The 13,109-nt window shown below is 66.9% G+C and carries 11 protein-coding genes and 1 tRNA gene; 4 read left to right on the top strand and 8 right to left on the bottom strand.

The annotated features are described in order from the left end of the window. Positions 1-172 precede the first annotated feature (172 nt). Positions 173-3,679, top strand: a complete 3,507-nt coding sequence (locus tag QRM95_RS12940) for a bifunctional proline dehydrogenase/L-glutamate gamma-semialdehyde dehydrogenase (protein WP_285247975.1) — start codon at positions 173-175, stop codon at positions 3,677-3,679. A 68-nt stretch (positions 3,680-3,747) separates the two neighbouring features. On the opposite strand, the gene QRM95_RS12935 is transcribed toward QRM95_RS12940, so the two are convergent. Both QRM95_RS12935 and QRM95_RS12930 read right to left on the bottom strand, forming a co-directional pair. After that, positions 3,748-4,062, bottom strand: a complete 315-nt coding sequence (locus tag QRM95_RS12935; protein ID WP_285247974.1) for a hypothetical protein — start codon at positions 4,060-4,062, stop codon at positions 3,748-3,750. Positions 4,063-4,228: 166 nt separating this feature from the next. Next, positions 4,229-5,083, bottom strand: coding sequence for a LysR substrate-binding domain-containing protein (locus QRM95_RS12930; protein WP_285247973.1), 855 nt, complete (start codon positions 5,081-5,083; stop codon positions 4,229-4,231). Between the two features lie 140 nt (positions 5,084-5,223). Between QRM95_RS12930 and QRM95_RS12925 the strand changes: the two genes are divergently transcribed. Beyond that, positions 5,224-6,603 carry an MFS transporter gene (locus QRM95_RS12925; RefSeq protein ID WP_285247972.1) on the top strand — a complete coding sequence of 460 codons (1,380 nt, stop codon included), beginning with the start codon at positions 5,224-5,226 and terminating at the stop codon, positions 6,601-6,603. Between the two features lie 122 nt (positions 6,604-6,725). Here the strand turns inward: QRM95_RS12925 and QRM95_RS12920 are convergent, their stop codons facing one another. The 3 genes from QRM95_RS12920 to QRM95_RS12910 all read right to left on the bottom strand — a co-directional run bounded on the left by QRM95_RS12920 (position 6,726) and on the right by QRM95_RS12910 (position 8,208). Further along, positions 6,726-7,895, bottom strand: a complete 1,170-nt coding sequence (locus tag QRM95_RS12920; protein WP_285247971.1) for a N(5)-(carboxyethyl)ornithine synthase — start codon at positions 7,893-7,895, stop codon at positions 6,726-6,728. Further along, positions 7,892-8,032, bottom strand: coding sequence for a hypothetical protein (locus QRM95_RS12915; protein ID WP_168223187.1), 141 nt, complete (start codon positions 8,030-8,032; stop codon positions 7,892-7,894). Before QRM95_RS12915 ends, QRM95_RS12920 begins: the two co-directional genes overlap by 4 nt. 105 nt (positions 8,033-8,137) lie before the next feature. Next, positions 8,138-8,208, bottom strand: a tRNA-Gly gene (locus tag QRM95_RS12910). Between the two features lie 241 nt (positions 8,209-8,449). Between QRM95_RS12910 and QRM95_RS12905 the strand changes: the two genes are divergently transcribed. Beyond that, positions 8,450-8,911, top strand: coding sequence for an SRPBCC family protein (locus QRM95_RS12905; RefSeq protein WP_285247970.1), 462 nt, complete (start codon positions 8,450-8,452; stop codon positions 8,909-8,911). Between the two features lie 31 nt (positions 8,912-8,942). Here the strand turns inward: QRM95_RS12905 and QRM95_RS12900 are convergent, their stop codons facing one another. Further along, positions 8,943-10,667 (bottom strand): CAP domain-containing protein, encoded by a 1,725-nt coding sequence (locus QRM95_RS12900; protein ID WP_502934962.1) that lies wholly within the window; start codon positions 10,665-10,667, stop codon positions 8,943-8,945. A 144-nt stretch (positions 10,668-10,811) separates the two neighbouring features. Between QRM95_RS12900 and dcd the strand changes: the two genes are divergently transcribed. Next, positions 10,812-11,387, top strand: a complete 576-nt coding sequence (gene dcd, locus QRM95_RS12895; RefSeq protein ID WP_018760717.1) for a dCTP deaminase — start codon at positions 10,812-10,814, stop codon at positions 11,385-11,387. A gap of 34 nt (positions 11,388-11,421) precedes the next feature. Here the strand turns inward: dcd and QRM95_RS12890 are convergent, their stop codons facing one another. Next, positions 11,422-12,606, bottom strand: coding sequence for a cation:proton antiporter (locus QRM95_RS12890; protein WP_285247969.1), 1,185 nt, complete (start codon positions 12,604-12,606; stop codon positions 11,422-11,424). A gap of 5 nt (positions 12,607-12,611) precedes the next feature. Continuing rightward, a complete protein-coding gene (locus QRM95_RS12885) occupies positions 12,612-13,094 on the bottom strand; it encodes a cation:proton antiporter regulatory subunit (RefSeq protein WP_285247968.1) in 483 nt (160 codons plus the stop codon). Between the last annotated feature and the right edge of the window lie 15 nt (positions 13,095-13,109).

Below are 13,109 nucleotides of genomic sequence, written 5' to 3'. Positions count from 1 at the left end.
TGAGCGGGGGTTGGGGTTTTGAGTGTCAAAGGTGAGCGGGGGTTGGGGGAGGAGCTAAAAGATTGGTTTTCCTAACCTGTATTGGTTGGAAAAGATCGCTTTATCTTATGTGATTCGAAGCTCATACTGGTGGAAAGACCTCCTCCCAACCCCAGGAAAGATCGGGAAAACCATGACCCACGTTGCAATGGAACCGGCAGCCCCAGTCGCTGCCACGGCGCAGACGGTCGACGTCGACGTCCCCCAGGCGAAGGCACTCGCCGACGAAGCGGTCGCCTTGGTCCGCCGCTGGCTCACCGAGGCGTCGAAGGTCCCCGTCGACGCCTCCGCCCAGCAGCTCGCCGGCGTGCTGAAAGACCCCAACGGCCTGGACTTCACCGTCGGATTCGTGGACGGCGTGGTCCGCCCCGAGGACCTGAACGTCGCCGCCCGCAACCTGGCCGCACTGGCCCCCAAGGTTCCGGCCTTCCTGCCCTGGTACATGCGCCGCGCCGTGGCGCTCGGCGGGACCATGGCCCCCGTCCTGCCCCGGGTGGTCATCCCCGTGGCCCGCAAGGTCCTGCGCGAAATGGTGGGCCACCTGATCGTTGACGCCACCGACGCCAAGCTGGGTCCGGCCATCGCAAAGATCAAGAAGGACGGCATCAAGCTCAACGTCAACCTGCTCGGCGAGGCGGTCCTCGGCGAGCACGAGGCCTCCCGCCGGCTGGAAGGCACGCACACCCTGCTTGCCCGCCCCGACGTCGACTACGTTTCCATCAAGGTCTCCTCCACCGTGGCCCCGCACTCGGCCTGGGCTTTCGAGGAAGCCGTGGAGCACGTCGTCGACAAGCTCACCCCGCTGTTCCGGCGCGCTGCCTCCTTCGCGGGCCCCGGAAGGAAGGCCAAGTTCATCAACCTGGACATGGAGGAGTACAAGGACCTGGACATGACCATCGCGGTCTTCACCAGAATCCTGGACAATCCGGAGTTCAAGGACCTCGAGGCCGGCATCGTGCTCCAGGCCTACCTCCCGGACGCACTGTCCGCCATGGTCCGGCTCCAGGACTGGGCCGCCGGGCGCCGCGCCAACGGCGGGGCCGGCATCAAGGTCCGCGTGGTCAAGGGCGCCAACCTCCCCATGGAGCAGGTGGAATCCTCCCTGCACGACTGGCCGCTGGCCACCTGGGGATCCAAGCAGGACTCCGATACCAGCTACAAGCGGGTCATCAACTATGCGCTGCACCCGGACCGGATCAAGAACATCCGGATCGGCGTGGCCGGCCACAACCTGTTCGACATCGCCTTCGCCTGGCTGCTGGCCAAGCAGCGCGGCGTGGAAGCCGGCATCGAGTTCGAGATGCTGCTGGGCATGGCGCAGGGCCAGGCCGAAGCCGTCAAAAAGGACGTCGGCTCCCTGCTGCTCTACACCCCGGTGGTGCACCCGGCCGAGTTCGACGTCGCCATCGCCTACCTGATCCGCCGCCTCGAAGAGGGAGCCAGCCAGGAAAACTTCATGTCGGCAGTGTTCGAGCTCAGCGAGAACGAGGGACTGTTCGAGCGCGAAAAGCAGCGGTTCCTGTCATCGCTGGACGCCCTGGACAATACCGTTCCGCTGCCCAACCGCCGGCAGGACCGGAACCAGGCCCCGGAGGCGATGCCGCACACCGGATTCGGGAACACCCCGGATACCGACCCCGCGCTGCCCGCCAACCGCACCTGGGGCCGGGCCATCCTGGAACGCGTCCCGTCCTCCACCCTGGGCAACGCCGCCGTGGAGGCCGCCTTCATCAACGACGAAGCCGCGCTCAACACCGCCATCGAAACCGCCGTTGAAAAGGGCAAAGCCTGGGGCAGGCTTTCCGGCAACGAGCGCGCCGAGATCCTGCACCGCGCCGGCGACATCCTCGAGGCCCGCCGCGCCGACCTGCTCGAGGTCATGGCCAGCGAAACCGGCAAGACCATCGACCAGGGCGATCCCGAGGTCAGCGAGGCCATCGACTTCGCGCACTACTACGCCGAGTCCGCACGCAAGCTGGACACGGTCGACGGCGCCACGTTCGTCCCAGCCAAGCTCACCGTCGTCACGCCGCCGTGGAACTTCCCGGTCGCCATCCCCGCAGGATCCACCCTGGCGGCACTCGCCGCCGGGTCCGCCGTCGTGATCAAGCCCGCCAAGCAGGCCGCCCGCAGCGGTGCCGTGATGGTCGAAGCGCTGTGGGAAGCCGGCGTCCCCAAGGGCGTCCTGACCATGGTGCAGCTTGGTGAGCGGGAGCTCGGCACGCAGCTCATCTCCCACCCGGCCGTGGACCGCGTCATCCTCACCGGCGGCTACGAGACCGCCGAACTGTTCCGTTCGTTCCGCAAGGACCTGCCGCTGCTGGCCGAAACCAGCGGCAAGAACGCCATCATCGTCACACCCAGCGCCGACCTGGACCTGGCAGCCAAGGACGTGGCCTACTCCGCGTTCGGCCACGCCGGCCAGAAATGCTCCGCAGCCTCGCTGGTGATCCTGGTGGGCTCCGTGGCCACGTCCAAGCGGTTCCACAACCAGCTGATCGACGCGGTCACCTCGCTCAAGGTGGGCTACCCGCAGGATCCCACCAGCCAGATGGGCCCCATCATCGAGCCCGCCAACGGCAAGCTCCTCAACGCGCTCACCACGCTGGGCGACGGCGAAAGCTGGGCCGTGGAACCGAAGAAGCTCGACGACAGTGGCCGGCTCTGGAGCCCCGGCGTGCGCCACGGCGTCAAGCGCGGGTCCTACTTCCACCTCACCGAGTTCTTCGGGCCCGTCCTTGGCGTGATGACCGCCGCGACGCTGGAAGAAGCCATCGCTATCCAGAACCAGATCGAGTACGGACTCACGGCGGGCCTGCACTCCCTCAACACGGAGGAACTGGGCATCTGGCTGGACACCATCCAGGCCGGCAACCTCTACGTCAACCGCGGTATCACCGGCGCCATCGTGCAGCGCCAGCCCTTCGGCGGCTGGAAGAAGTCAGCCGTGGGCGCCGGGACCAAGGCGGGCGGGCCCAACTACCTCGCGGGCCTGGGTGACTGGGTTCCTGCCACCAGCACCGCCACCGCCCCTGTGACCAACGCGGGTGTCCGCCGGCTCCTGGACGCAGCCGCCCCGGTCCTTGGCGCCGCCGCGCTGGAATCCGTCCAGCGGGCACTGGCGTCCGACGCCGAGGCCTGGGCCGAGGAATTTGGCACCGCCAAGGACGTCTCGGGCTTGAGCGTGGAACGCAACGTCTTCCGCTACCGGAACCTCCCCGTCACCATCCGCCTGTCCGAAGGTGCCCCGCTGGCCCACCTCGTTCGGACCGTCGCGGCCGGCGTGCTGGCGGGCTCCGCGCTCACCGTCTCCACCGCCGTCGAACTTCCGGCCCAGCTGCGTGCCGTGCTCACCGCACAGGACATCGAGGTGACGCTGGAGTCCGACGCCGGCTGGCTGGCTTCGGCGGGACGCCTCGCCTCCGCGGGCAAGCTGTCCGGTGGCCGCATCCGCCTGATCGGCGGCGACGCGTCCGCGCTTGCCGAGGCAACGGGCGGGCGGCCCGATATTGCGGTGTACGCCCATCCGGTCACGGAGGCCGGCCGGGTGGAGCTGCTGCCGTTCCTGCACGAGCAGGCCGTGAGCATCACCGCGCACCGGTTCGGAACTCCGAACCACCTCTCCGACGCGCTGATCTAGTCCGGGCAACGGAACGGTGGTTGAGCTTGGTTTCCACAAGCTCAACCACCATTCGTGGTGCGGGTTCGCTATCCCAGGTACCAGCCGGGCGGGGTCCAGGTCACAGGGACGTTGTGGGCCGAGAATTCCTCGCAGTGCGTGCAGGTGTAGGCCACTTCACCCAGTGCGGCCACGCTGCCATCGCGCCGGTACGTGGGGGGAATGTAGGACTCGAGGTAGACGAATTCGTCGGTCCGGCACTTGTCGCAGGTGGGCTTGCCGACATAGCCGGTATCAACCGAAGCCCGTCCGCTGCCAAGGGTGTTCTGGCGGGTGGAAGGCCGTGCTTCGGCGTACGGGCGAGCGTGCGCGGAGTTGAGATGGGTGTTCCTGGCTGTCGTCATTGGCTGCCTGTCCCAAACGCGGGCCGGCATGCGGAAGCGCGTCTGTGTTAGTGAACGCGGCCTGCTGCTTGACCTTGGTAATAGAGCATAGGGGATGGCACCTCCCCTATCAATGGACACGGTCCCCCTAATCCCGCCAAATGCTGGAATTCGGGCTGCCGCGGGGTTAAGTTTGGCGGTTAATGGTCCGGCCAACGATCGATTGGGTGAGGGCATCGATCACCTCGGAGTTAGCCAGCGGATTGCGGATCAAGGTGAAGTCCACATCTCCCACCGCGGGCAGGTCGAAGCGCCGGGTAATGATCTTCAGGTCGTCCGGGACCAGTGACGTGGGCATGACGGCAACGCCGATGCCCGCCCGGACGGCCGCGAGCACCCCGCTGATCTGGCGGGTGGTGCAGGTGATCCGCCAAGTCCGGCCGTGGGCTTCCAAGGCATCGATGGCCAGTTTCCGGCTGAGGCTGGGGGACGGGTAGGCGATCAACGGCACGGGCGTTCCCGGTTCCAGCGATGTTTGTTCAAGGCCCACCCAGGAGAACGAATCGTGCTGGACCACCGTGCCGTCCTTCGCCCCGGCCACCCACTTCACGAAGACCAGGTCCAGTTGCCCGGCGTTGAGTTTCCGGTAGAGCTGGTCACTTTGGCCCACCGTGAGTTCCAGGTTGATCTGCGGGTAGATCTGCCGGAATTCACGCAGGATCCGCGGCAGCCCGGTGATGGCGAGATCATCCGCCGTACCGAACCGCAGCCGTCCCCGCATCGCGGAGCCGGAAAAGTAGCGTGCGGCGGCATCATGGGCCGCGAGGATACTCCGGGCAAATCCGGCCATGGCGTCGCCGTTGTCGGTGAGCCGCACGTCCCGGGTATCCCTGGCGATCAGGCTGCGCTTGGCCGCCGTTTCAAGTTTGCGGATGTGCTGGCTGATGGTGGGCTGCGCCAGCCCCAGGCGTTCGGCGGCCTTGGTGAAGCTCAGGGTATCGGCCACCGCCAGGAAGGAGCGCAGTTGGGCTGGTTCAAACATCTCGTGGCTCCCGCTGCATCAAGATTGGCGTGTATTGCGTTTTGCAATACGAGTTATAGGGACCATACCGCTCCATAATTGCCTCCGCCAGCCTAGCGTTAAGGACATCCCAGACCGCCCGCAATTTTGAGGACACACCTGTGGCACCCCCACCGCCTTCGTCGGCCTCCGTCACCCAGCCAGTTATCGACGCGGCGGGCTCAGCGCCGCCGGACAACCAGACCCAGCCGCTCGCCGTCGTCCCTGAAAAGCTCCCTTGGCGGCACACCTTCATCTCGCTGAAAGTGCCCAACTTCCGGATCTTCGCCATGGGCCACTTCATCGCCGTCATCGCCATCTGGATGCAGCGCATCGCCCAGGACTGGCTGGTGCTGCAGCTCTCGGGGTCCGTGACGGCCGTCGGGTTCACGGTGGCCCTGCAGTTCATGCCGTCCCTGGTGCTTGGCCCCTGGGGCGGGATGATCGCGGACAGGTTCGCCAAACGGAAGATCCTGATCCTGTGCCAGAGCGTTGCCGCCGTCCTTGCGGCGGCGCTGGCCGTCCTGGCCCTGACCGGCGTGATCATGGTGTGGCACGTCTACGTCATCGCGTTTGTCCTGGGCCTGGTGACCGTCCTTGACCAGCCCGCCCGCCAAGTGTTCGTGAACGAGCTCGTAGGCCCGAAGTACTTGCGGAACGCCATCAGCGTCAACTCCACCACCTTCCAGCTGGGCGGCCTGATCGGGCCGGCCATCGCGGGGCTGCTCCTGACGGCAGTGGGGGCCGGCTGGGCGTTCGCGGCGAACGCGCTGGCCTGCTGCTCCACGGTGACCATGCTCCTGCTCCTGCGCAAGGACCAGCTTTTCGTCAGCACCCCGACGCCCAAGAGCAAGGGCATGCTCCGGGAGGGGCTGCGCTACGCCCTGAGCAAGCCCACCATTTACTGGCCATGGCTCATGGCCGGGTTCATCGCGGTGTTCGCCATGAGCCTGCCGGTGCTGCTTGCCGCATTCGCGGACCACGTCTACCAGGTGGGAGCCGGCGGGTATGGACTCCTCAATGCCCTGGTGGCACTAGGAGCACTCTCCGGCGCCGTGGCGTCCACCCGGCGTCGGCAGCTGCGCCTGCGGTCCGTGGTGTTCTGTGCCGGGATGTACGGCCTGATGCTCTGCCTGGCTGCCCTTGCCCCGTCCATGGTGTGGTTCGGGGCAGTGATGGTCCTGTCCGGGTTCTGGTGCCTGATGTTCCTCACCGGGTCCAACCAGCTGGTGCAGGTCAGTTCCAACATGGCCATCCGCGGCCGGGTCATGAGCCTGTACATCATGGTGCTGATCGGCGGCCAGGCGCTGGGCGGGCCCATGCTGGGCTGGATCGCCGAGCATCTGAACCCTCACGCCGCGCTGTTGGTATCCGGTGGCGTACCCGCGCTGGCCGCGCTGTCGGTGGGGGCCGTGCTGGCCCGCAAGGGCGGCCTGCAGCTCCGGATGGACCTGAAGGGGCGCCGCCCGTTGCGGATCGTCAGCCGGCACGCCGGCGCCTGAAAACCGCCGGCGCCTGAAAACCGCCGGCGCCCAAAAACCGCCGGCGCCTAGGGAAGGCGCGCCGGCGCCGCTGGGGGCAACCGGGCACGACGCCATGCCCGGCTGCCGTTCGGCGGAGCTGCCTAAACAGCTGCCGGGTGCAACGCCTGGTGCGGGTACTCCGCGGCGCGCTCCTGGAATTGCAGCACGGCCTCGTTTCGAATGACCCCGTCGCGGATCTCGATGGCCCGCGCTATGGTGTCGTTCGCGTCCCACCCGGCCGGTCCGCCCATGACTGTTTCGAGGAACGGCTGGAGCGCCTGGCTGATCTCCCAGCTTGAGGAGTTCCAGAGGTAGGACGGGCTGTGGTCCACCGCGTAGTAGTTGATGTGGTCGCCGACCGTGATCATCGGGGCCGCAAACGTGGTGGACTTGGCCCAGCTGAAGCCCATGCCGTCATCGCAGGAAACGTCAACGATAAGGCTGCCCGGGCTGAACGCTGCCAGGTCCTCGGTCCGCAGGTACGTGAGCGGGTTGTTCGGATCCTGCAGCGTGCAGTTGACCACGATGTCGCTCTCGGCGAGGAACGGTGCCAGCGGGACCCTGCCCCGTTCGGTGATGACCTGGCTCAGGAAGGGAGCCTCGTCGTCGTGGTCGAACTGAACGATGTTCACTGAATGGATGGGGGCGCCCACCGCTGCCACGCCGCGGTTGGTCAGCACCTGGACATCGTGGATGCCGTGCGCGTTCAGCGCCGTCACCGCCCCGCGCGCCGTGGCACCGAAACCGATCACGACGGCGCTCAGCCGGCGCCCGTAGTCCCCGGTGGAACCTGTCAGCGCCAGCGCGTGCAGGACCGAGCAGTAGCCGGCCAGCTCATTGTTCTTGTGAAACACGTGCAGGCCGAACCCGCCGTCGCTGGCCCAGTGGTTCATCGCCTCAAACGCGATAAGGGTCAGTTTCTTGTCAATCGCCAGCTGGGTGATGGCCCGGTCCTGGACGCAGTGCGGCCACCCCCAGAGGACCTGCCCGTCCCGCATCTCCGCCAGGTCTTCCGGCTGCGGTTTGGGCAGGAGGACGACGTCGGCCGCGGCCAGCAGTTCTTCCCGGGCCGCCATGCGTCCCACCAGCGCGGAGAGGTGGCTGTCCGGGACGCCGAAGCGCTCACCGTAGCCCTGCTCCAGGATGATGCGCTGCCGCAGTGCGGGGGCGATCCGTTCGACGTGCAGGGGGTGGATGGGTACGCGGCGCTCGTCCGGTTTTCGCGTGGAGGCCAGGACGCCCAGGCTCAGCCGGGGTTCGTGGCCGCTCACTTCTTTTTTGCGGCCTTGGTGGACGTGATGTCCAGGGAACTGGCCGGCGCTGCGGCTGCCTTCTTGTCTGCGCGCTTTTCCTTGATGGACTTGCCGGACTTTTTTGATGCCGTTTGACGCGGGGACTTGTCAGCCATGATTGCTCCTGTAGCGGAACCGAAAAGGTTCCTGGCTACCGACCCTACACCCCTGCACCTAATGGGCGCCGGGGGCGGTGCAACACATGGGGACGGAGGTTCCAGAGCGGCTGACGGGAATCGAACCCGCGTATCAAGCTTGGGAAGCTAGCGCTCTACCATTGAGCTACAGCCGCAGTGCCGCCACTCGCGCGGGGCAGAACTTAGCTTAGCGCAGATCGAGGGGCTCCCCGCCAACCGGGCAAGCGGGGGCGTTGCGTGTCCTCCAAACCCCCGGCGTCATCCAGTAACTCTTCAATAACGTCGGCCCTGCCGGCTAGGTCCGGCGGACGGGCGCTGGCTAACCTGATCCGGTAGCGGCCACATTGGGGGAGGCGGCTACTGCGGCAGCCGACGTCAACCACAGGAAATATCTTCATGGCAAGCGCAGAAAACGAGGTCCTCATCGAGCGTGACGCCATGGCCGTGTACCAGTACCTCCTTGACGCCACCAACCTCCCCTCCTGGCGGCACGACGTCCGCAGTGTCAAGCTCGTGCAGGGCCCGGCCGACAGCAAAGGCGCCGTTTACCGCAAGATGGTGGCCGGCCGTTCCGGGCTGAGCATTCCCGCGGAGCTGGAAATCACCAATGTCCGGCCCGGGGCTGAAATCGAGTTCCACATCGTTTCCGGGCCCGCCACCCGTTGGGGCGGGTACTACCTCAGCACCGAAGGCTCCGGCACCCGAGTCCGGTTCGCCGTGGAAGCCAAACGCGAGGGCCGGTTCAGCATCCTCAATCGTTTGGGGCTCCTGGACGGGATGCTGCATCGACGCGTCGGCTCCGACGTCGGCCAGCTCGAGCGGCTGAAGGACATCCTGGAACTCCAGCCCGCCCTCTGAAACCTGCGGGGCAGGGCCGGCTATCCCGGGACTACTGCGCCAGCCGCTGGCCGGTCCAGGGCCCGGCAATGTTCGACGGCGACGCGAGGCTTCCGGAGCCCAGGTCCCAGTACTGCACGGTGTCGTTTGCCCGGCGCAGCGCCACTCCGGTGGAGTTCAGCCCGGTCACGTTGCGCAGCGCGCGGATCCCGGTGACGTCCGTCCAGCCCGTGGCTACGGTGGGCCGTGCCTCAGCGCGGAGAGTTGTGGTGCCCCACCCGCGGTACAGCGTGACAGTGCCGTCGGCCTTGAGCGCCAGGATGTCCTGGAAGCCGTCAGCGTCGTAGTCCACCATGGCCAGCCGGGAGGCGGAGATGCCGGTGGCAATGGTGACGCGGTCCGCAATGTCGCCGGTGCCCTTGTTCGGGTAGAGGAACAGGTTCCCGGAGCCGTCGAGGGCAAGGATCTGGGGCATCCTGTTGTTGGCGCACCAGCCTCCCACCGCCAGGGTCAAGGTGTTCCAGCCGCCCGTGCCGAGCGTGATGGGCGCCTGGAATCCGCCGGTGGCGATGCCCCGGTAGAGGGCCAGGTTGCCCGTGGTCCACTGCACCAGGACGTCGAAGGTGCCGTCCCGGTCCCAGTCCGTCACGAAGACTTCCTTGGCGCCGGCGAACCCTGAGCCGATCACCTTCGCGGCAGCGTAGGTACGAGGTCCGGTGGATGCCCTGTTCAACAGCTGCCCGGCCGAGTCGACCGACACGAGGTCGGCCGGGCCGGTGATCGCGGCGGCGGAAAGGTTCAGGGTGGGCGGCATGTGCCGTACCGGGGCATCGCACAGGCTTGGCGGGGGTGCCGGGAAGGGTCCGCCGGAGCCGGAGCCGGAGCCTGCGCCGCCCGGGGAATCGAGGGTTCCGGCGGGCAGCGTGGTGTAGCCGAAGAAGTTCACCACTCCCCAGATCTGGTAGGTGGAGTTGGTGTAGGAGATGCCGGCTCCCATGACGTTGAACCTGGGGTCCAGGAGCATGGCGTTGTGCCCGGGGGAGCCCTTCCACCATTCCACGAGCTGGGCGGCGTCGCGGTCCGTGCGGATGGCGATGATCTCACCGGCCCCGTTGTTGGGGTTCATTGCGCGGGGGTCGGTCCAGAAGGAGGCCCGGTGCTCCACCACCTCCCGGGTGGCGATGTTGTCCGACCATTCCTGGGACATGCCGGCCACGGTGGGGTGGTACTTCACCTTGTTCAGGCCGTTGGCTACCCGGTACTCATTGATCTTGGTGAAGACCGTGAGGATGGCGGCTGCGTTGCTGTCCGGGACGAGTGCCTCGGTGGAGGGTAGTGCGGTGGCCGATTCGGGTGCGGCCATCTGGGCCGGGGCGGGGGCGGCGAGTTCCTGGTCGGGCGCCCACAGTGGAGGGATGGACGGCACGTCGGGTGTCGTCGCTGCGGCGGCGGTGGAGGGGAGCGCCCCGGTGGATGGCGGGGTGGACGGGGAGGATGCCGAAGCCGTTGATGACGTTGCGGGCGCGGAGGCAGCGGTGGGCGCGGGGGTGGGCGTGGGCAGCGGTGCAGCCGCCCTGATGTCCGGGTCCACGGCCGGCGTGAGGTTTCCTATGCCTGTATCCGCGGCAGCGGACCTGCCGGGGTCCCGCATCAAGGGAGCCGCGAGGGTGATGCTCGCCGTGCCCGAGGCCTGGCCGAACGGCGGCGCAGGAGGAGCAGTGGCGGACGATGAGACCAGCGCCAACGCACAGAGCACGCCAATAAAAGACGGTGCCACCAATTTATTCACAACATCCCCAGCTCTGTCATGCCTACCCGGGAGACCATTCCGGCGGCTTTCATTCGCAACATTAGCCCCACGGGGCCACAGCAACAACGGGAAAGTGCGGGTGTGGATAACCGATACGGTAATTTGGGAGCCGTGCTGATCTCTGACCGCGACATTCGTGCCGAAATTGATTCCCAGCGGATCGTGCTGGAACCTTACGACCCCGCGATGGTCCAGCCATCGTCCGTGGATGTCCGGATCGACAAATTCTTCAGGTTGTTCGACAACCACAAGTACGCGCACATCGACCCCGCGCTGGAGCAGCCCGAACTGACGCGGCTCGTGGAAGTGGAGCAGGACGAAGCGTTCATCCTCCACCCGGGGGAGTTCGTCCTGGGGTCGACGTACGAAACCGTCACCCTGCCCGACGACATCGCCGCCCGCCTCGAAGGCAAGTCATCCCTGGGCCGGCTGGGCCTCCTGACGCACTCCACCGCAGGCTTCATCGATCCCGGTTTCTCCGGGCACGTCACGCTGGAGCTGTCCAACATGGCCACCCTGCCCATCAAGCTCTGGCCGGGCATGAAGATCGGCCAGCTCTGCTTCTTCCGGCTCAGCTCCGCCGCGGAATTCCCTTACGGCCAGGGGGAGTACGGCAACCGGTACCAGGGCCAGCGCGGTCCGACGGCCAGCCGCAGCCACCTGAACTTCCACCGCACCAGCATCTAGCACCGGCAACGCTGGATCCGGCGGGGCGGCAGCGTTACGCCTGGGGCGCGACGGCGGGCCGGCGCCGGATGGCCGCCTTGGCCAGAGGTTCCACGTAGCGTGCCGCCAGCGGGCCCAGCACCGCCATGAGCAGCACATAGGCTGTGGCCAGCGCCGCCAGCTGGTGCGGAACCACGCCTGACGCGACCGCCAGCCCGGCGATCACAATGGAGAATTCGCCGCGTGCGATGAGTGCGGCGCCGGCGCGGAAGCGGCCCGGGCGGGCGATTCCGGCGCGTTTCGCCGCCCAGATGCCGGTCAGCATCTTGGTTGCCGCCGTGACCGCCGCCAACACCAGCGCCCAGCCCAAGACCGGCGGGATGGACGTGGGATCCGTGTTCAGCCCGAATGCCACGAAGAAGATAGCGGCGAAGAGGTCGCGCAGCGGCTCGAGGATGCGGGTGGCGCTGTGGGCCGTGGCGCCGGAGATGGCGATGCCCAGCATGAAGGCGCCCACCGCAGCGGACACCTGCATGGCCGACGCCGCGCCGGCCACCAGCAACGCGGCACCCAGGACGTTGAGCAGGAAGACCTCGGAGTTCTCGCTGTGGACGGCTTTGGAAACATGGTGCCCGTGCCGCAACGCCATCATCAGGACCAGGCTCACCACCGCCAGGGCGATTCCCACCGTGGTGAGGCCGCCCAGGAAACTCACACCGGCGAGCGTTGCAGTGAGGATGGGCAGGTAGACGGCCATGGCGAGGTCCTCGAAGACCAGGATGGACAGCACCACTGGTGTTTCACGGTTTCCCAGCCGGCCCAGGTCCGTCATGACCTTGGCGGCAATGCCGGACGACGAAATGTACGTTACGCCGCCCATGACCATGGCACCTACGCCGCCCCAGCCGAGGACCAGCGCGAGGCCTGCGCCGGGAATGAAGTTCAGGACCAGGTCCAGGACGCCGGCCTGCCATGAACGGCGGAGCCCGGTGAACAGCTCGGCGGCCGTATATTCCAATCCGAGCATAAGCAGCAGGAGGATGACGCCGATCTCGCCGGAAAGGTGCGCAAACTCGTGCATTCCCTCCAGCTTGACGATGCCGCCTGCCCCGAAGGCGAGTCCGCCCAGCAGGTAGAACGGGATGGGGGACATTCCGATCCTGCCGGCCAGCCTGGCCAGCAGGCCGAGGCAGAACACAACGGCCCCCAGCTCAATGAGGGTCTGGGCCAACGGGTCCATTCGGCTTAGCCGTGGCGCAGGATATTGGCCGCGGAGTCCAGGCCTTCCTGGGTGCCCACCGCCACCAGCAGGTCGCCGGGGTGGAGGACGACGTCGGGCCCGGGCGAGGGCAGCACCTCGCCTTCACGCATGATGGCCACAATGGAGACGCCGCACCTGGTACGGATGCAGGCCTTGCCCATGGGCTGGTTTTGGAACGGGGAGTCAGCGGCGATGGAGAACTGGCGGGTGACGATGCCGGGGACGTCCTTGTGCTCCTCGGCGAGCTTCATGGCCAGGTGGGTTCCGCCCAGGAGGTTGCCCAACGTGGCGGCTTCGTCGCTGGTGAGCGGAATCGAAGCCTGGCAGGTATCGGGATCGTCCCAGGTGGAGACGATAAGTTCGGTCTGGCCTTCGCGCAGCTCCACGACCCCGATGCGGCGTCCGGAAGCGGTCATGAAATCCTTCCGGCGGCCCAGGCCGGGCAGGTTGGTTTCGTCCACGTTCATGGTTCCAGCCTAGTC

Source organism: Pseudarthrobacter sp. efr-133-R2A-89, from assembly GCF_030209315.1.
Classification (GTDB): domain Bacteria; phylum Actinomycetota; class Actinomycetes; order Actinomycetales; family Micrococcaceae; genus Arthrobacter.
The sequence above is the reverse complement of the archived record's forward strand: the minus strand, read 5'-3'. Positions and strand labels throughout refer to the sequence as shown.